Origin of the sequence: Corynebacterium lactis RW2-5 (assembly GCF_001274895.1) — a bacterium.
Classification (GTDB): domain Bacteria; phylum Actinomycetota; class Actinomycetes; order Mycobacteriales; family Mycobacteriaceae; genus Corynebacterium; species Corynebacterium lactis.
In genome coordinates this window covers 1,042,023-1,061,077 of the sequence record NZ_CP006841.1, presented here as the reverse complement: position 1 = coordinate 1,061,077, position 19,055 = coordinate 1,042,023, and the positions used below count along the sequence as shown (strand labels likewise).

18 protein-coding genes are annotated in these 19,055 nt (G+C 62.0%); 4 read left to right on the top strand and 14 right to left on the bottom strand.

Annotated features, from left to right (window positions below):
* From CLAC_RS04600 to CLAC_RS04565, 8 genes are all read right to left on the bottom strand, one after another.
* Positions 1-1,068: a uroporphyrinogen decarboxylase/cobalamine-independent methonine synthase family protein gene (locus tag CLAC_RS04600; RefSeq protein WP_053411898.1), complete on the bottom strand. Its 1,068-nt coding sequence runs from the start codon at positions 1,066-1,068 to the stop codon at positions 1-3.
* Positions 1,065-2,174 carry a tRNA 2-thiouridine(34) synthase MnmA gene (gene mnmA / locus CLAC_RS04595; RefSeq protein ID WP_053411897.1) on the bottom strand — a complete coding sequence of 370 codons (1,110 nt, stop codon included), beginning with the start codon at positions 2,172-2,174 and terminating at the stop codon, positions 1,065-1,067. Before mnmA ends, CLAC_RS04600 begins: the two co-directional genes overlap by 4 nt.
* 60 nt (positions 2,175-2,234) lie before the next feature.
* A complete protein-coding gene (locus CLAC_RS04590) occupies positions 2,235-3,404 on the bottom strand; it encodes a cysteine desulfurase family protein (RefSeq protein ID WP_053411896.1) in 1,170 nt (389 codons plus the stop codon).
* A 103-nt stretch (positions 3,405-3,507) separates the two neighbouring features.
* Positions 3,508-4,452 (bottom strand): electron transfer flavoprotein subunit alpha/FixB family protein, encoded by a 945-nt coding sequence (locus tag CLAC_RS04585; RefSeq protein ID WP_053411895.1) that lies wholly within the window; start codon positions 4,450-4,452, stop codon positions 3,508-3,510.
* A 53-nt stretch (positions 4,453-4,505) separates the two neighbouring features.
* Positions 4,506-5,291, bottom strand: coding sequence for an electron transfer flavoprotein subunit beta/FixA family protein (locus CLAC_RS04580; protein WP_053411894.1), 786 nt, complete (start codon positions 5,289-5,291; stop codon positions 4,506-4,508).
* A 337-nt stretch (positions 5,292-5,628) separates the two neighbouring features.
* Entirely contained in the window at positions 5,629-6,816 is a 1,188-nt protein-coding gene (locus CLAC_RS04575; protein WP_053411893.1) for a class I SAM-dependent methyltransferase, read from the bottom strand.
* Between the two features lie 35 nt (positions 6,817-6,851).
* Positions 6,852-7,679 carry an NUDIX hydrolase gene (locus CLAC_RS04570; RefSeq protein ID WP_053411892.1) on the bottom strand — a complete coding sequence of 276 codons (828 nt, stop codon included), beginning with the start codon at positions 7,677-7,679 and terminating at the stop codon, positions 6,852-6,854.
* Positions 7,680-7,706: 27 nt separating this feature from the next.
* The gene (locus CLAC_RS04565) at positions 7,707-8,540 is read right to left on the bottom strand and encodes an ABC transporter ATP-binding protein (RefSeq protein ID WP_053411891.1); all 834 of its coding nucleotides are present in this window, start codon (positions 8,538-8,540) and stop codon (positions 7,707-7,709) included.
* A gap of 140 nt (positions 8,541-8,680) precedes the next feature.
* Here CLAC_RS04565 and CLAC_RS04560 point away from each other — a divergent pair, with 140 nt between their 5' ends.
* Both CLAC_RS04560 and glgB read left to right on the top strand, forming a co-directional pair.
* The gene (locus CLAC_RS04560) at positions 8,681-10,711 is read left to right on the top strand and encodes a maltotransferase domain-containing protein (RefSeq protein ID WP_053411890.1); all 2,031 of its coding nucleotides are present in this window, start codon (positions 8,681-8,683) and stop codon (positions 10,709-10,711) included.
* 117 nt (positions 10,712-10,828) lie between these two features.
* Positions 10,829-13,024 (top strand): 1,4-alpha-glucan branching protein GlgB, encoded by a 2,196-nt coding sequence (glgB, locus tag CLAC_RS04555; protein ID WP_053411889.1) that lies wholly within the window; start codon positions 10,829-10,831, stop codon positions 13,022-13,024.
* Here glgB and CLAC_RS04550 read toward each other — a convergent pair.
* Positions 13,021-14,166 (bottom strand): serine hydrolase, encoded by a 1,146-nt coding sequence (locus CLAC_RS04550; protein WP_053411888.1) that lies wholly within the window; start codon positions 14,164-14,166, stop codon positions 13,021-13,023. The two genes, glgB and CLAC_RS04550, sit on opposite strands and share 4 nt — an antisense overlap.
* Positions 14,167-14,364: 198 nt before the next feature.
* Here CLAC_RS04550 and CLAC_RS04545 point away from each other — a divergent pair, with 198 nt between their 5' ends.
* Positions 14,365-14,754 carry a TIGR02611 family protein gene (locus CLAC_RS04545; RefSeq protein ID WP_053411887.1) on the top strand — a complete coding sequence of 130 codons (390 nt, stop codon included), beginning with the start codon at positions 14,365-14,367 and terminating at the stop codon, positions 14,752-14,754.
* Positions 14,755-14,763: 9 nt separating this feature from the next.
* Here the strand turns inward: CLAC_RS04545 and CLAC_RS04540 are convergent, their stop codons facing one another.
* Both CLAC_RS04540 and CLAC_RS04535 read right to left on the bottom strand, forming a co-directional pair.
* Positions 14,764-15,843, bottom strand: a complete 1,080-nt coding sequence (locus tag CLAC_RS04540) for a tetratricopeptide repeat protein (RefSeq protein WP_053411886.1) — start codon at positions 15,841-15,843, stop codon at positions 14,764-14,766.
* A gap of 74 nt (positions 15,844-15,917) precedes the next feature.
* Positions 15,918-16,223 (bottom strand): thiamine-binding protein, encoded by a 306-nt coding sequence (locus tag CLAC_RS04535; protein WP_053411885.1) that lies wholly within the window; start codon positions 16,221-16,223, stop codon positions 15,918-15,920.
* Between the two features lie 31 nt (positions 16,224-16,254).
* Here CLAC_RS04535 and mce point away from each other — a divergent pair, with 31 nt between their 5' ends.
* Entirely contained in the window at positions 16,255-16,707 is a 453-nt protein-coding gene (gene mce / locus CLAC_RS04530; protein ID WP_053413270.1) for a methylmalonyl-CoA epimerase, read from the top strand.
* Positions 16,708-17,119: 412 nt separating this feature from the next.
* On the opposite strand, the gene nucS is transcribed toward mce, so the two are convergent.
* From nucS to CLAC_RS04515, 3 genes are all read right to left on the bottom strand, one after another.
* Positions 17,120-17,812, bottom strand: coding sequence for an endonuclease NucS (gene nucS / locus CLAC_RS04525; protein ID WP_053411884.1), 693 nt, complete (start codon positions 17,810-17,812; stop codon positions 17,120-17,122).
* Between the two features lie 82 nt (positions 17,813-17,894).
* Positions 17,895-18,416: a DUF2550 domain-containing protein gene (locus tag CLAC_RS04520; protein ID WP_053411883.1), complete on the bottom strand. Its 522-nt coding sequence runs from the start codon at positions 18,414-18,416 to the stop codon at positions 17,895-17,897.
* A 258-nt stretch (positions 18,417-18,674) separates the two neighbouring features.
* Positions 18,675-19,049 carry a F0F1 ATP synthase subunit epsilon gene (locus tag CLAC_RS04515; RefSeq protein WP_053411882.1) on the bottom strand — a complete coding sequence of 125 codons (375 nt, stop codon included), beginning with the start codon at positions 19,047-19,049 and terminating at the stop codon, positions 18,675-18,677.
* Between the last annotated feature and the right edge of the window lie 6 nt (positions 19,050-19,055).

Sequence of the window (19,055 nt, the reverse complement as noted above, 5' to 3'; positions counted from 1 at the left end):
TCATTCGTCGCGGGCCAGGTCTCCTGCGGCCCGTCGGAGTAGCTCGGCCGCCCGACGGCCAGCGCCTAACTGGGCCGCCGCCTCGTCGGCGGCACTGGAGGCAAAGCCACCGACCGGCGTGAGCTTCAGCTTCCCGGCAATGTCCAAGCGGGAAAAGCCAAGCTCGTCCCAGAGCAGTGCAGCCGCCTCGGCCAGCTCCCGGGACGAGGTGGCAACCGGAATCCCCGAGTGCTCCTCCCGACCATCCGCGTGAACCGGCACAATTCCCAACTCCAGGGTCATGTCAGAGCCCAGCACCGCTACCGCAAAATCGAGTTGTGCGGTCGTGCGCAGTTGCGTGCGCGGCAGCCAGAACCCGGACGCTCCGGACTCGACCAACGCCTGAGCCGCAATACCGTCCGAGCCCGCAAGGGCGACCGTGACGTGGATGCCGTCGGCAAGCAGCGGCCCGGTGACCTGACGGAGAATTTCAGCAATCTCGCGGTAGCCCTGCGCGGGAAGGAAACCATCATTGCCCATCAGCGTCGACGGGGCCTCGATCGCCCCTTGCGCGACAGCACCGAGGGCAGGCTCAGAAAGCAGAACTTCGATATCGCAGCCGAAACGACGGCGGGCGTCGGCGGCCTGCTCCAACAGCCCCGCAGCCAGCGACTGCGCGAAGTAGCGCACGGCACCAAAATCGGATGCAACCAGCGCACCGGAGGCCTTTTCCACGCTGGCCGCCATGGTCCAGGGGCCAGTGGCGACCAGGCGGAGGCAGGCAGGGGTGGATCCCCACACTTCCTCGCAGGCGTCGATGTCACGGTCTAGGAAGTCTTGGGCCAGCCAGGACAGTCGCGAGGGATTGTCGGAGACCTTCCACGATCGAGGTCCTCGGTCGAGGTCCACGTCGGCCATCAGCGCTGCGGTGCGGCCGATTAGGTCCGAGCCGAGCCCCCGCGCGGGCAGGACCGGCAGATGGACGCGCCCCTCCATGGACTCGCCGATAAGCATTTCGGCAGCCTCGTGCGGGTGCGTCCCAGGAAGCGGCCCCAGCCCGAGAAAGGAGGTCTGGGTGGGCACGCTCATCGGGTCGCCACAATCGTCGCGGAGCCCAACACGTAGTCACCAGCCGCGTCGGGACGGTACAGAACAGCGGCCTGACCAGGCGCGACACCCCGCAGTGGCTCGGCAAGTTTCAGGCGGAACGCTCCCCCGCGACCCGTAACCTCGTCGTCCGGGCCGGCGATGACCTCGACCTCGCAGTCGATGGCGCGGCCATGCGCGCGTACCTGCACCTGCACCGGACCGGAAGCGACCTCGTCCGGGTCCGCCAACCAAATCGCGCGGTCAGCCTCCAGCACCGTGACGTTCAAGTCGTCGGCGGTGCCAATCGTGACAGTCCCGGCCTGCGCGTCGATCCCCGTGACATAACGGGGCTGACCGTCCGGCATGGGACCGGGCAGGCCGATGCCCTTGCGCTGGCCAATCGTGAACTCGTAGACCCCGTCGTGCTCGGCGACGGTGCGCCCCGTCGCCTTGTCCACAATCGCGCCCGGTCGGCGGCCGATCTTCGCACCGAGGAAGGCCTGGGTGTTCCCATCCGGGATGAAGCAGATATCATAGGAGTCCGGTTTATTGGCCGTACCTAAGCCCATCTCGCGGGCTTCTTCACGAATTTGTGGCTTCTCCGTATCCCCCACCGGAAACATCGAGCGGCGTAGCTGCTCGCGGTCGAGCACACCGAGGACGTAGGACTGATCCTTCTTCGGGTCACGGCCCCGTCGCAGCAGGCCGTCATCGGCAAGCAGCGCGTAGTGGCCGGTCACCACAGCGTCAAAGCCGAGCGCCACGCCGCGCTCTAGGAGGGCCGCGAACTTGATGCGCTCGTTACAGCGCAGGCAGGGGTTCGGCGTCTCGCCGCGCTCGTAGGAGTCGAAGAAGTCATCCATGACCTCTTCCTTGAAGCGCTCCGAGAAATCCCACACGTAGAAGGGGATGCCCAGCTCGTCGCAGACGCGGCGGGCATCGCCGGAGTCCTCCAGCGAGCAACAGCCGCGAGAGCCCGCGCGCACCGACTGCGGGTCCTTCGACAGTGCCAGGTGCACGCCCACGACCTCATGCCCGGCCGCCAGAGCCCGCGCCGCAGCCACTGAGGAGTCGACGCCTCCACTCATCGCAGCCAGTACTCGCATAGCGCACCTTCCTCCCGGTTCCAGATTTTGTGCACGTGTCACCGTACCACCAAGGCTCGACTACGCCATGCCCGCACTCCGCGCGCGCCGGACGGTTTGCTCCAACACCGCCTTCACCGCGTCGACATCCTCCTGGCTGGTGGTCCACCCAAGTGTAAAGCGTATCGACGCCCTGGCCACCGGCTCGGAAACCCCCATCGCCAGCAGGACATGCGACGGCCGGTTTACCCCGGCGCTGCACGCCGAGCCCGTCGAACAGTCGATACCAGCGGCGTCGAAAAGCATGATCAGGCTGTCTGCCTCGGCCCCGGGGAAGCTGGCGTACACGTGGCCCGGCAGAGCGGGCTGCACCGTGTGCACGATAGCGCCCTCAATGCTCGAAATCGCAGCGGCCAGATCGGCGGTCAGAGCCCGCAGCCGGGCGTCCTCGGCCTCCATGTCGGCGATCGCCGCACGAAGCCCCGCGGCCATGCCCGCCGCGGACGCAACATCCTGTGTTCCCGAGCGCAGGCCCCGCTCCTGGCCACCACCGTTATTGTGGGGCGTCAGCTTCGCGTCGCGGCGCACCAGCAGCGCACCGATGCCGCGTGGCCCGCCGAACTTGTGGGCGGAGACCGCCATCGTCGAGGCCATCGAAGCGTGGAAGTCCAACGGCAGGTGCCCGGCGGCCTGCACCGCATCGATATGCAGCGGGACTCGCGCCGCCTTCGCCGCCTCCGCGATCTGCCCCACCGGCTGAATCGCGCCGGTTTCGTTGTTTGCCCACATACAGGTGACCAGGGCCGTGGAACGGCGGTCGAACGTCGGCAAGCGGTCGAGGTCCACGCGCCCGTCGGGGCTCACCGGCATCTCGACGAGCTTCGCCCAGTGCTCCTGCTCCAGGTGACGGCAGGATTTCAGCACCGCGTCGTGTTCGATGGCGGGCACCGCGATGTCCGAGCCCGGCGACTTAAAGTAGAGGCCCGAAATGGCAAGGTTATCCGCCTCCGTGCCGCCCGAGGTGAAGACCACCTCAATCGGGTCCGCGCCGAGCAGCTCCGCGACCTCCTCGCGCGACTCCTCCAGTACCCGCTTCGCGACGCGGGCCGTGGCGTACTGGCCGGAGGGGTTCGACAGGTCCAAGTTGGCGATCAGGGCCTCCCGAGCCTCTGGGCGCAGCGGAGTGGTAGCGGCGTGGTCAAGGAAGTGCCGGTCAAGTCTTGACCGGGGCGCGGCGGAGTCGGAGAACATGGCCGGAAGTATAGCTGCCGGTGTGGACGCGAAAAAGCGGGCCGGGGCGATTTGCGCCCTAGCCCGCCCTCACGCCGCGCGCGACACGCGACAGCGTCGGAAATTACTTCAGGTTCTCAATGGCCTGCGGGACAACGTCGAACAGGTCACCAACGACACCGAAGTCTGCAATCTCGAACAGCGGAGCCTCTTCGTCCTTGTTGACGACAACGATAGACTTGGAGGTCTGCATACCTGCCTTGTGCTGGATAGCACCGGAGATGCCGAGTGCGATGTAGAGGTCCGGGGAGACGGTCTTACCGGTCTGGCCCACCTGGAACTGGCCCGGGTAGTAGCCGGCGTCGACTGCCGCGCGGGATGCGCCGACTGCAGCACCGAGGACGTCTGCCAGCGGCTCGACAACGTTGGTGAACCCCTCGCCGGAGGCGACACCGCGGCCACCGGAGACGACAATCTTAGCCTCGGTCAGCTCCGGACGGTCGCCACCCTCAGCCGGTGCGAAGGAGACGATCTCGACGGCGTTGTCGCCGATCTCCGGGAATGCGACCTCGGTGACATCTGCGGAGCCGGCCTTCTCGACCGGATCAACGGAGCCCGGGCGCAGAGCGTAGACCGGGGATGCGCCGTAGCCGACACCGTCGACAATGTACTCGCCACCGAAGATGGAGTACTTCACGGAGGCATCGTCGTTGATGGCGATGACATCGGACAGGAGGCCGGAGCCGGTCAGGGCTGCGACGCGACCGGCAATCTCCTTGCCGGTGGCCGAAGCGGAGACCAGGACGGGAACCTGGCGCTCGGCGGCGAGGCCGACGAGGACGTCAACTTCGGGGGTAATCAGGTACTTTGCGGCATCGTCAGATTCTGCGGCGAGAATCTCGCCAGCGCCGTACGCAGCGAGGGTCTCGGCGTAGCCGGCTGCGGTACCCGGGGTGCCAACGACGACAGCGGTCGGGGTGCCGAACGCGCTTGCTGCGGTGAGCAGCTCAGCAGTGGTGTTCTTCAGCTCGCCGTTTGCGTGGTCGACGAGAACGAGGACGTCGGTCATAGTGATCTTTCTCCTACTTAAAGTCTCTTATGTCTTGATTCGCGTCAAACGAACTAGATGAACTTGTTGGCTTTGAGGTACTCAGCCAGCTTCACGCCGCCGTCGCCCTCGTCGTTGATGCGCTCACCAGCGGTCTTCTCCGGCTTCGGGGTGACGCCGGTGACAGCGGTTGCAGCGTTTTCATTACCCAGCTGCTCGGCCTCGGCCGCAACATCGGCCAGGGTCAGCTCGGTGACTGGCTTCTTCTTCGCCGCCATGATGCCCTTGAAGGAAGCGAAGCGCGGCGAGTTAGCCTTCTCTGTCACGGAGACGACAGCCGGCAGGGATGCCTTGAGCTGGTAGACGCCGTCCTCAACCTCGCGCTCACCGGTGATGGAATCGCCCTCGATGGCGACGGAGCGCAGGTGGGTCAGGACTGGCAGGCCGCGGTAGACGCCGAGCACGGACGGGACGGAACCGGTACCGCCGTCAGTGGAAGCGTTACCCGTGATGATTAGGTCGACGTCGCCGAGAGTGTCGATGACGTTGGACAGAGCCCACGCGGTCTGGACTGCGTCGGAACCGGCAATAGCCTCGTCGGAGAGGATTACTGCGTCGTCAGCGCCCATGGACAGGGCCTTGCGCAGAGCCTCGACGGCGCGGTCCGGGCCGACGGTGGCGACGGTGACGTTTCCGCCGTGCTCTTCCTTCAGCTGCAGAGCAGCCTCAACAGCGTTCTCGTTGATCTCATCGAGAACGGCGTCGGCCGACTCGCGATCGAGCACGTAATTGTCGTCCGTGAGCTTACGCTCGGACCAGGTGTCCGGAACCTGCTTGACCAGAACCACAATGTTCGGCATTTTTCTGTCGTCCTTACTGGTTGATTACTGGTGAACTTTTATCTGACCTTGCACCGGCCGTTTCCTCCAGTTCTCGAGTTCACGAACCTTAGTGAAACAGACCACGCTCTCGGTCATCTGTGTTGAAGATAACAGAACTGATCATGGATGCGAAGGTGATCCAGATAACAATGTCGTTATTTTTTTAAATTTTTTCTTTCGGAGGAACCCGCCGTTCGCCTGGCATTTGCCGTTTCCGCATGTCACCACGTGGATCATTGCGCACCGGTCAACAACCTCCGCGGGCTCCACCATAAGCGAACACCGATCCCCACCCGCTACCCCCGGCCCATTTCGGCTACTCGCCTACCGTGCGCGGTCCGCAGATAAAGGCCACAGCAGTCTTGCCAATCCTCGTAATAACGACCGACAGCTGCCGAACCCCCTTGAGTTTCCACTGCTTACGCAACGCGTCCGGGTCAACGTCCACGCCCCTGACCAAAATCTCAGCAGAGCCACAGTCGAGCGCCGCCAGCGTCTTACGCACTTGTTTCAGCCCCACCTTCTCAATCATCTCAAAGCCCGCCATCCCTTCGGGCAATCGGTCGCCGGACAGGTGCGCAATCCTCTCGTCCAACTGCCAAAACCCGTGTTCCGCCGCGAAGTGGCGGACCAAACCCGCACGCACCACTGCCCCGTCGGGATCGACGATGTAGCGCCCGGCAGAGCGCACCTCGCACTCATCGCTCATCGCGTCGTCGTACTGCCGCACGCGGGCAGAGCTCAAATCCAGTGGATTTCGCTTATCGACGACCTCAATCACCGTCGCAGACTTCGACACCGGCCGGCCTTCGCGCACCGTCGCAAGTCCCGGGCTATAAAGGCATGCCTCCTTCACCGCGCCATCGACCGAGGCCAGGGCAACCTCTCCCTCCCACTCGGCGAAGTCCAGGCCCGGCGCGCACTTGATTGCCATTTGGCTACCGCGCCACGCAGCGACAAGATCCGGAAGGGGCGGAAGCAGATCCTCCGGTCGTGCAATCCTCCGGCCACCTGCCCGGCGCGCCGGATCGGCGATGACAACTTCCGCATCGAATACGGGCGCTAGTGCGTCGGCCTGCAAGAAGGCGCCCGCCGGCACGTTGTGGCGAGCCATGGCCAGGCGGGCGGGGTCGATGTCGGACCCGACGGTGCGGAGGCCGGCGTCGGCAAGCGCGGCGACCTCGGTGCCGATGGAGCAGGTCACATCGGCGAAAGAGGTATAGGCGGATGCGGCTAGCCGGCGGGCTCGGGCAGTGGCGACCAGGTATGGGGTCGCCTGCTGCGCCGCCTCGGAGGACATAATCCAGTTCCCGGGCAACTTGGCGGCGGTGGACTTGCGGGCGGCCGCGACCTCGACAACTGCGCGGGAGTAGTCACCGCAGACCTTGCGCACGGTGGCGAGGTCCGAGATTAAGCTCTTCTTGCTTAAGGGGAGCTCCTGGGCTGCGCTGACCCACTCCGGGTGCGCGGCAATTTCCCTGACCTCGGCGGTGGAGAGCGCCACTGTGATTACTCCTATATTTCTTGTTGGCTCGTCTACTAGTGGTCGTCGCGCGACGTTCGACGCAAGTGCCCCATGTGCGTGGCGACTGCGAAATACTCGTCCATGAACGGTTGCTCTAAGAAGTCGCTGCTCGTGCGGCGAATAGGCTCGGCATTTGCGGCGTCGAGCGCCTGCCGGACCGTAGCGAACTGTTCCACTCGCTTCAGCTCGGCCCAAGTTGGAGGCATTAGTCCGATAACTTCACGGCGCCAGCCGTCCAGTATCGACGAGGGCCGGAACCATCCGGTCGAGGATGCCTCGGACGTATTTCCGTCTGCGACTTGCCCCGGAGGGTGGGCCGCCAGGAAGAAGTGCGTGTCGTAGCGGATTGGCTGCGTCTTAGGGGTAACCCAGTTGGCCCAGGGTCGGATCAGACTGGGGTCTAAAATCAGTTCTTCGGCGCTCAAGAATTCGGAAAATGCCAGCTCGCATGCCTCTAGCTGCCCGCGTTGGGCGTGGTACCGAGAGGAGTCCTCAACGATTGAGCCGCCAATGTGCCGGGCCAGGAGGGTGCCAGTTTCCTCGAATGTCTCCCTAACGGCCGCGCACACCAGGGCGTGAGCCGTCCTCACATCTGTCCCTAGCTTGGCCGCATATGCCCCGTCGACAATCGCTTCACGACCCGCCTGGCGGGTCTGCCCCTGCGCGGGAAAATCCCTGGGATCGACGCCGCCTCCCGGGAAAACTGTCATGTTCGCGGCGAATCGCATCGAGGCCACCCGCTCTTGCACATAGACCTCAATGCCCCTATCAGTGTCGCGGAGCAGAAGTACTGTCGCAGCCAGCTTCGGCGCTGCGGGTGTGAACTGATCCTGGCTAACCACGGACTGACTCCTAAATCACCTGTTTAGCTATCGCCGATGCGCTGCCCGGCCCCGCGCGCGACGCGCGAAGTAGCGGCCGTCGATGGTGTCCACTGCAATCTGCTGGTGGAAAGCCTTCGAAAGGTTCTCTGCTGTCAGGACATCATTAATTAGTCCCTGCGCGACGACGGACCCCTCATCGAGTAGCATCGCATGAGTAAAACCGAACGGAATTTCCTCGACGTGGTGAGTAATCATCACCATCGCCGGGGCATCGGGATCGAGGGCCAATTCCCCGAGATATCCGACGAGGTCCTCTCGGCCGCCCAGGTCGAGGCCAGCCCCTGGCTCGTCAAGCAGCAGCAGCTCAGGGTTGACCATCATCGCGCGGGCGATTAGGACGCGCTTGCGCTCGCCCTCACTGAGGGTTCCCCACGTGCGGTCTGCCAGGTGCTCAGCACCCATGCGCTCCAGAATGTCAGCGGCCTGCTCGAAGTCCATCTCTTCGTAGGTTTCCCGCCAACGCCCCAATACCGAGTAGGAGGCGGAGATGACTAGGTCTGCGACCTTCTCATCGTTCGGAATTCGGTGCGCGATCGCTGACGAGGTCAGGCCAATCATCGTGCGGAGGTCGCGCATATCGGTGCGTCCGATTCTCTCCCCCATCACGTAGGCCACCCCTGAACTTGGGAACTCTTCAGCCGCGGCCATGCGCATCAGAGAGGTCTTACCCGCACCATTTGGCCCCAAAATTACCCAACGTTCATCGAGTTCAACTTGCCAATCAATAGGCCCTACCAGCGTGCGGCCGCCGCGGACCAGATTCACACCACGAAAATCTAGGAGCAGATCCTCGTTGAATTCTTCTTCCAAATCAGACACACCTCTATCGTGCCCTATCCGGCCCCGAATGTGCGATGAAACTTCCTCAACTACTCTCGATGGGGAGCAAATCGAGTTCACTCGGGTTGCCGTGGGGCCAATCCCCTCGGTGGGCCCAGGAGAAGAGGAGATCACCTTAGATGACTGGCCGAATTGGTATTGACGACACGCGCCCCCAGGTAGATGGTGGCGCGACCCCATCGAAGGCCGTAGTCGGTGAAGTTGTTCCTGCTTTCGCCGTCGTCTGGCGTGAAGGCCACGACGCCCTGAACGCGACGCTGAATGTGAAAGGCCCGAAGGATTCCGCCTTCGCCTCCCGCTCCCAGCGGGTTCCCATGCACTTCTCCGACCATGACCCGAACCAGGTAAACGCCATCTTCGTCCCCGATGTGCCGGGCCTGTGGACCATCCGCATCGACGCCTGGTCCGACCCGATGGCGACCTGGCGCAACGCGATTACCAAGAAGTACGAGGCGGGCCAGTCTGAGGCCGAGCTCGCCAACGATCTCGAGATCGGCGCCCGCCTCTTCGACCGCGCCGCTGCCTCCGCAGCGGCCATCCACCGCAACCATCTCCGCTCCATCGCTGCAGGCCTGCGTGGCGAGGGTGATTTGCGCGCCCGCATTGCCGCTGCGCTGTCGGACGAAACCCGCGCCATCCTCCAGGCCCACCCTGTCCGCGACCTTCTGACCCGTGGCAAGACCCGCAAGATTAAGGTCGACCGCCGCGGCGCCCTGTACTCCTCTTGGTACGAGTTCTTCCCGCGCTCCAACGGCGGCTTCGGCGAGAATGGAGAGCTCCTGCACGGCACCTTCAGGACCGCCATCCCCCAGCTCGACCGCGCCAAGCGCATGGGCTTCGACACCGTGTACCTGCCACCGATTCACCCAATCGGCGAAATCAACCGCAAGGGCCGCAACAACACGCTGACTCCCGAGCCCACCGATGTTGGCTCCCCCTGGGCAATCGGTTCCGCCGAAGGCGGCCACGACGCTATCCACCCGCAACTCGGCGGCGAGGACGCGTTCAAGGAATTCATGGCCGCCGCGCAGGAGCGCGGCCTCGAAGTCGCGATTGACCTTGCTCTCCAGTGCGCACCAGACCACCCATGGGCCGCGAAGCACCCGGACTGGTTCACAGTGCTTCCCGACGGCACTATCGCCTATGCGGAGAATCCGCCGAAGAAGTACCAGGACATCTACCCACTGAACTTCGACAACGATGCGAAGGGCCTCTATGCGGAGGTGCTGCGCGTCGTGAAGTTCTGGATTAAGCGCGGCGTCAAGGTCTTCCGCGTCGACAACCCGCACACGAAGCCGGGCAATTTCTGGGAGTGGCTCATCGAGACCATCCACGAGACGAATCCGGAGGTCATTTTCCTGGCGGAGGCCTTCACCGCTCCCGCGCGCCTCTACGGTCTTGCCAAGGCCGGATTCACCCAGTCCTACATCTATTTCCCATGGAAGACCACGAAGAAAGAGCTGACTGAATTCGGCGAGGAAATTACTCGCCACGCGGATATCGCTCGCCCCTCGCTGTGGGTAAACACTCCCGATATCCTGCATGAGTTCCTGGTTAAGGGCGGCCGCGGAGCATTCGCCATTCGCGCTGCCCTGGCGGCGACGATGTCACCGCTGTGGGGCATGTACTCCGGCTTCGAGCTGTTCGAAAACGTGCCCGTAAAGGACGGCTCCGAGGAATACCTCGACAGCGAGAAGTACCAGCTTCGTTACCGCGACTACGACCAGGCTCTGGCAACCGGCAACTCGTTGGAACCGTTCATTGCCACGCTCAACAAGCTCCGCCGCGAGCACCCGTCCCTGCAGCAGCTGCGCAATATGCACTTCCATGAAGTCGATAATGACAACTTGCTGGCGTTTTCGAAGCTCGACCCGGTCACCGGCGACTGCGTCCTGGTCGTCATCAACCTCGACCCGTGGAATGCACAGGAGGGCACGCTGCACATCGACATGGACTACGTCGGACATCGCAACCACGACCGCATGGACGTGACCGACCTAATCACCGATTCGCACTTCAACTGGGGCCGCGACAACTTCATTCGCCTCGAGCCGTGGAACAACGTCGCTCACGTCGTGAAGCTTCCGGTGGTTTCGGAGGAACTGCGCTACAAGCTGGCGTGGCGAGAGGTGTCTGACTACGAGGGCTAAATGCCGCCCCTCCCCCGCAATCTCCCCAGCCTAACGGTTGCCGCTAGCGATAATCGTTAGGCTGGAGTCTTAAGAGCAATAAAACATCACCCCGCAAAATTCTCGGAAGGACCTTCCATGAGAGTCCACTCAGATCCTCGCCTCGCAATCGACTCCGGCGATATGGAGCGACTGCACTACTGCACGCACCATGACCCGCACGGCAGCTACGGCGCTCACGTCATCGATGGCGATACCGTCGTCCGGACCAGGCTCTTCGGGGCCAAGTCGGTCGTGGTTGTCACGACGAGGGGCGAGTTCGAAGCGGAGAATCTCGGCGACTCGGTCTTTGCCGCGCTAGTTCCGGGCGGCGATGATTTCGACTACCGCTTCCGCATTACCTGGGAAACGGGTGAAACGATTGAGCGCGCAGACGGCTACCGCTTCCTGCCGACAGTCGGCGAGGGCGACCTGCACCTCATCGGCGAGGGCCGTCACGAAGAGTTGTGGAAGGTTCTCGGCGCGCACGTCCGCCGCTACGAAACCGAGCTCGGCTCCGTCGAAGGCACTTCCTTCTCCGTCTGGGCACCGAACGCCCAGGGTGTAGCGGTCGTCGGTGATTTCTGCGGATGGAATGGCGCGCAGTACCCAATGCGGTCCATGGGTGGGGCAGGTGTCTGGGAAGTATTCATCCCGGGTGTCGGCGAAGGCGATGTCTACAAGTTCGCAATCACCACTCCTGAAGGACAGCGTCGAGATAAGGCCGACCCGATGGCACGCGCCGCAGAGGTCCCGCCGGCGACCGGCTCCATTGTCACCGAGAGCGAGTACGTCTGGCGCGACGAGGAATGGATGCAGCGTCGAGCGAAGGTTGACTGGAATGCCGAGCCAATCTCGATCTACGAGGTCCACCTGGGTTCCTGGAAGCAGGGTCTTTCCTACGAGGTAATGGCGGAACAGCTCGTCCGCTACGTGGTGGAGATGGGATACACGCACGTGGAATTCCTACCCGTGTCCGAGCACCCATTCTCTGGTTCCTGGGGCTACCAGGTCTCCGGCTACTACGCCCCGACCTCCCGCTTCGGCACGCCAGACCAATTCCGTGCGCTTGTCGACGCCTTCCACGCCGCCGGCATCGGCGTCATCATGGACTGGGTGCCGGGACACTTCCCCAAGGACGAGTTCGCCCTGGCTCGCTTCGACGGGACCGCATGCTACGAACATCCGGACTGGCGGCGCGGCGAGCAGCGCGACTGGGGCACCTACGTCTTCGACTTCGGCCGCAACGAAGTCCGCAACTTCCTCTACGCCAACGCCCTGTACTGGGCGGAGGAGTTCCACATTGACGGTCTCCGCGTGGATGCTGTGGCCTCCATGCTCTACCTGGATTACTCCCGCAACGAGGGCGAGTGGCTGCCGAACCAGTACGGCGGCCGCGAGAACCTCGATGCCGTTCAGTTCCTGCAGGAGTTCAACGCCACCGTTCACAAGCACCACCCGGGCTTCCTGACCGTCGCGGAGGAATCCACATCCTGGCCGGGCGTAACTGCCTGCACCGAAAACGGTGGCCTCGGCTTCTCCATGAAGTGGAACATGGGCTGGATGAACGACACCCTGGAATACTTTGGCAACGACCCGGTCTACCGCTCCTACCACCACCACGAGCTGACCTTCGCGATGGTCTACGCCTACTCCGAGAAGTTCATTCTTCCAATCAGCCACGACGAGGTCGTCCACGGCAAGGGATCTCTCTGGGAGCGCATGCCGGGCGGCGACTGGGACAAGGCTGCGGGGCTGCGCTCGTTCCTGTCATTCATGTGGGCGCACCCTGGCAAGCAGCTGCTCTTCCAAGGCCAGGATCTCGGCCAGAATCGCGAATGGAACCACGACGAGTCGGTCGCATGGGACAACCTCGATGGCTGGGGCGGAGAATTCCACCGCGGCATTCAGCTGCTGGTTAAGGACATCAACGCCCTCTACACCGAAAACCCGGCGCTGTACAGCCAGGACGACCGACCGGAGGGATTCCAGTGGATTAATGCTGATGACTCCGGCAACAACGTTGTCTCCTTCTTGCGCTACGGCTCGGACGGCTCGGCAATGGCCTGCGTTTACAACCTCTCCGGCCAGACCCAGGAGATCTACAAAATTGGCCTGCCGAAGGGTGGCCAGTGGCAGGAAGTCCTCAACACCAATGCCTCTCGCTACGAAGGCTCCGGCTACGGCGAAAACGGCACCGTCACCGCCGTTGAGTCCGGCTGGAACGGCCAGCCTTTCTCTGCCGACCTAGTCATCCCGGCTCACTCCGCCGTATGGCTGAAGTGGCAGGGCTAACCCCGGAACGGGCTATACCAATCAGGCTGCAGCTCCTCGTCGACATCGTCGACCGGGGAGCTGCCGTCGTCTAGCTGCCCCAGCCTATCGGCGATACCGTCCCCGTCACGGTCCTCGCTCCAACTAGCGGCAGCCGAAGCAGAAAACGGCTTGCCATTCTCATCCAGCGCATTGAAGTCCGGGAGCAGTGACGCAATCTCGGAGCCCAGTTGGGCGAGCAGAGCGTCGGCAAGCTCATTGCTGGGGCTCGAGAAACGGGTGACGACTCCGAAGGCAATCGGCCCAGCCGCAGTGTAGAGGATTCCGTGATCGTTGGTGCCCTTTTCCGTATCGCCCGTCTTCTGCGCTGCGGACCCAACGTAGGCAGCAAACTTCTGCGCGCCGCCGTAGGTGAGGTACTGCAACGCTGTCCGAGCAGCGGAGCGGGAGATGAAGTCGTAGGCCGTCGATCCATCTGCGGCCTCCTGCAGCCGGGCCGCGAACAACGCTGCCTGGCTCGGAGTGATCCAGGATCGGTCTCCTGTGGGATTCGGGATATTCATCTTGTTTCCAAGGTGGTACTTGGCGCTGTCCACGCCTGCACCCGCAATAACCTTATTGACGGCATCAAATCCACCGACCAGGTCTATAAGAGTGTTTGCCGCGGCGTTGTCCGAGTACGCCATCACGAAGCGAAGCAGCGTTTCGATTGTGTATTGGCCGCCCCAGGTAATCGCGCCCGTACCGCCAACGATATTTTCCGGGGCTACTTGTACGATGCGGTCGAGATCATCTCCAAACTTGATGAGAGTCGTCACCACGAGCGGGGCCTTAATCGTCGAGGCAGAATAGACCTTTTTATCCTCCCCAACCGAAGCAGTCAGCCCCTTATAGGGCCCACTGATTACCCGCACATACGCCGAAAGCTCAATCCCATAGTTATCCGAAAAGCGTTTCGCCGCCCCGTCCAGCGACCGCTGCGCATCAGTCCATTTGACCGCGTTCTTAGTGCTCCAATCGGTGCCGGTTTCTCGCGACTTAACCTCAGCGTTCCGGCTGGGGGCTTCCCCCTCCCCGCCGCCTCCGCCGATGGTGCAGCCGGACAGAAGCATCGCCACTGGCATCACCGCGCAAGTTACCGCTGCCCCTCGCCTCGCACGCATGCACGCTCCTAAAACAACAAGCCAAACAAAATAGCTGATCCAATCAACAAGTTGTCCACAGTACTTTATCAACTGCGAAAACTCTTAACTTCGGATTCCGTCCTGAAAGTCCCAGCTGCACTCCAATGATTTCCTGGAAATGCGCTAGCGGGCGACAATCATGGCAAGATAGAGAAAGCTTTAAGGAAGCGAGGCCCGATGGAAGAGAAAGTCCACCACTTGATGAACCGCATGCAGAAACGTCATTTCCACATGCGGACTCAGTGGTACGGCCCCTTCCTTTCACCGGTCCTTCTCGTCGCTGGCTTCAGCCTGCTGATTTTCGGGATTGTCATTTTGCCGACTCCCGCCCCGGGATGGCTGTGTATTTTCGTGGCACTGGGCATTCTGTCCCTCGTCCATCCCCCAACGCGCCGGCTAAATATCTGGTTAGCCGCACGTCTCGATGCCTTCTATGCCTGGTACCGCGAGCGCCACTTGGTCACGCGGGCGCTACTTTTCAGCCTGCTTTTGGCGTTCATGGCCGTCGTCATGGGCAGCGTTTACCACTTCATGGCCCCGGACGACTGGCCATACACCAACGCCTAAACCAGCAAGCTAAAACAGCGCGCTGGCCATCCTGCGGCGTGCATCGAGTGCCGCCGGATCCGCGGCGTCGAAAAGGAGAAGGTACTCCAGCAGCCGTTCCCTGATCTCCTCGCGGTCTTTACCGAATACCACCGGCAGCAGCCGGAGCAGACGATCGAGAGCCTTCGCCGGATCATCGACCAGCATGGTCACATCTGCCGCATCGAGGGCTAGCGCAACATCGCCGGGGGTTGCGTCGGCAAGCGAAATTGGGTCCCGGGAGCGGTCGATCTTAGCGGCGCGGGCGAAGAATGCGACGTTGGCGTGTGCACGCTTCAGGCCGGCGTTCGCCGGTTCGGAGTCCAACATCGCGTCATAGAGAGCTAGGGCTGCGTCAAAATCGCCCTCGGAGAGTAGGTCCTCTGCCTGCTCCAGGCGAGGATCCGATGTCGGCACTGGATTGCCAAAGAAGTCCGTGGGGGTTTCCTGTTCTGGGTCTTCCCCCTCACCGGCCATGCGCGTACCTGCGGGCAGTCCCTTGAGACGCCCCTTCGTGGCCTCCATGACTTGCGCTATCCACTGGTCGAGCCAGTCTCGAGTCTTCTCCCCCGCGAACATGCCAATCGGGCTCCCCATTGCGACGGCGGTCACCGTCGGCAGGGCCTGCACGCCAAAAGCTCGCGCCAACTGCGGGTGTTCATCGGCATCGACCCACGCCAAAATCCAGTTCAGCTGCGCTTCACGGGCCATGGCCTCTAGTTCGGTGCGCAGCCGAAGCGAATCGGCAGCACCAGCAGCACCGATCAGCACGACTACTGGCACCTGCTCCGAGCGCAGTACCACTTCCCCTTCGAGGTTTTGGGGAGTTACCTCCACTACCGGAGGCAGCCCTTCCCCCTGATCGGATGTCGCCCGCTCGAGCTCCTCCTTGCGCTTACGCTCGGCTTCTGCGCGCTGATGCATGCGTTCCAGATCAACGGTGCCGGGTGGTGGCGGGGGCGTCGAACACTCGTGGTGGCCATCGTGAGAATGTCCGTGGGAGTGGCCGTGAGAATGTCCGTGGGAGTGGCCGTGAGAATGTCCGTGGGAGTGGGAATGTGAATGGGCCATGAGAGAAAGTATCGCTCCTTCTTATTTCGCTGCTCTTTAAGATATCCGGGTGGCGCCCGGACAATTCTTCCGCCCTACTCCGAGGCTTCAAGCGCCTGCTCTACCGCGTCGACCTTCGCGCGGAGCTGGCCGGTGTAGCCGTTGCGGATATCCGCCTTAATCACCAGCGATGTCCGCGGACTGACGCGGGTGACCGCTTCCGTGGCCCGCTTAATTACAGCCATCACCTCGTCCCATTCCCCCTCCACTAGCGTAAACATTGCGTTTGTCTCATTCGGCAACCCTGATTCGCGCACCACACGCACCGCCTCGGCGACCGCTTCGGCCATGCCCTGGTCAGGATCGGAAAATGTGGGGGCAACGGAGAATGCAACAATCATGGCGCCGATGATAGCGCGTATCCTGGATTACATGAGTGAGTCGCACATTCCAGTTCCCCATAAGTACGTCGTCGCCGTCGATCACGTAGGTGTCGCAGTCCCGGATTTCGACGCCGCTGTCGAGTGGTACCGCGCCAACCTCGGCTTCATCAATTACCACGATGAGGTCAACGAGGAGCAGGGCGTCCACGAGGCCATGCTCGGCCCGGCCGACAAGGTCGAAGGAGGCACCCTGGTTCAGATTTTGGCCCCTCTCAACGAAGAGTCCACTATCGCTAAGTACCTGGACAAGAAGGGCCCCGGCATTCAGCAGTACGCAGTCCGCGTCACTGATCTTGAGGCGCTCATGGCTCACCTGAAGGAGCAGGGCACCCGCGTCCTGTACCCGGAGCCCAAGATTGGCACCGCAGGCTCTCGCATCAACTTTGTCCACCCGAAGGATGCCGGTGGCGTTCTCCTCGAACTGGTAGAGCCGGCCGAGTAATCGCCTCTATCTTTAGGGCCGCCTGCTTTACGACGGTCGCTTAACGGGCCCTGCGAACCGACCTCGCTCGCTATCCCCAACGGCGAGTGATGGTGCGTTGGGCCCTTTTTCGCCAGCAATTAGTGTGCCAATGGCGACGATCCTCGCTACCCCCGCCATAGCCTACGGGCCATGCCACGATATGGGAGGTTCCCGGCATTATTTCTTGGTCGCAGCCCGGGCAGCGGTAGACCTTGGTGGACTGCCCGGCGCTGACATTGCGAACTGCGAAGTCCACGTCTTCCCACCCCGATGGCCCAGTCTCGGTTCGCGTTTGCTGAAAAGTGCTCCCAAACCTAGGCAACGAGTTTCGGCCTTTGGCGCTGCTTCGCGGCCCCTTGTGACTTTTCTTGCGGGAATTACGCCGCGGCATCTAGAACAACCGCAATTCGCCGGAATCCAGACCGCGCAATGCGTCGTAGTCGACTGTCACGCAGCGGATGCCGCGGTCCTCGGCGAGGGTCCTCGCCTGCGGCTTGATCTCCTGTGCCGCGAAAATTCCTGCAACCGGCGCGAGAAGCTCATCCCTGTTGAGCATCTCCAGATAGCGGGACAACTGCTCGACTCCGTCAATACCGCCGCGACGCTTCACCTCAACAGCTACAGTGGCGCCCGTGTCGTCCCTGCCTAACAGGTCAACCGGACCGATCGCAGTCGGATATTCCCGACGAATCAGTGTGTACCCATCCCCAAAGGTAGAGAACTGGTCAGCTAGCAGTTGCTGTAGGTGCGCCTCCACACCGTCCTTTTCCAGTCCGGGGTCTGCCCCTAGCTCATGGGAGACATCGGAAATAACCGACGTGATAGTAATCCGGAGTTGTTCGCCCTTCTTATTTTCGACGACCCAGAGCTTTTCACCGGTGTCCTCACCAGCCTCGTCGAGAATGTCCTTCTCCGAGAGCGTGCACGGTGGCGTCATCCAGTTGAGGGGCTTGTACGCGCGGTCGTCGGCATGCACAGAGACCGAGCCGTCCGCCTTAACTAGGAGAAGACGTGGTGCCTTTGGAAGGTGGGCATTTAGACGTCCTACGTAGTCCACGGAGCATTCGGCAATAACTAGGCGCATTCCACTACCCTAACCCGATTCATACACGCGAAAAAGTTGCCCTGTGGTTTGACCATTCGGCCGTAGCGTTTGAATTCGCTGATTAAAACCCCTGATGCCCCTGCCGCTGACCACCGCGCTGACGGTCGCTTACTGCTCGAAAGCGTTTCTCGATATCCGTGGGCAGGACTCGTGTCTGGCGAACTGACGGCGACGACTCCACCCAAGCAACGAGTGCTGTATCACCAGAGGGGTCCAGGGCCAGTTCCCACTGCCCGACCGATCGAGTCTGAATACGAACAACTTTTAATCCGTCATCAAAAAATCCCGCCTCGACCATCGTTGGATCTCTGCGATCAACAATCGACACGTCGTGACGGGAGAAACAGACATCTGCGCCGGGACGGAGCGAACGGAGCTTATAAACCTTCAGCACGGACTCCGAATAGACCATAACGCCATGGCGCCAAGCAGCCCCATCGCTAGCAGGCAAAGGACGCACGATTACGGGAGTTCCCTTAGAGTGCAAGCTTGCGAAACGCCAGAGCGCAAGCGCGCCACCGGCGACAAGAATGAGACCGATTGCCATCAAAAAGATGGAAAACAGGGTAACGCTCGAAAACAAAGTGTGTCAGCCTAACTATCGGGTGAAATAGAAGACATTCCTTCGATTAAAAGCGAAAGAGGGCTTTTTAAAAACTTTACCCGAAACTCAGACACGAATAAAAAGTCTGCCGTTCTAGCCCCAGATGCACCGTGTTGCTCGGAAATGTCGGCTAAAACCCGAAGGAGGCGGGCGTTAAGAAAATAATTCTTAACACCCGCCTCCTTGCAAGAGTTTGAAGCAGGAAGAATACGGTCGTGCGACCGGATGCTCAGGTCACTAGCGAGCCGACGCCGCGCGACGAGCCGCGCGAACCTCGGACTCCGCCTGTGCCTTTACTGCAGGGTCATCCGAGGTCAGGTTGGCCTCGGCCTCCGAGAGGTTAACCTCATCGGCCCAGATAGCCCAGTCCGCGAGGATTGAGATTTTCTTCTGGGATACGGAAATGAACCCACCCTGGACCGAGGCGACGAGAGTTTCGCCGTCTGCGGTCTTAATGGTCACCGAGCCGTTATTGACCAGCTGGCCAAGGAACGGCTGGTGTCCGGGCAGCACGCCGATCTCACCCTCGGTGGTCTGGGCAGAAACCGAAGTCGCCTTGCCCTTCCAGAGCGGTCGCTCGACGGCGACCAGTTCAGTGGTGATTTCAGCCATGAGGAT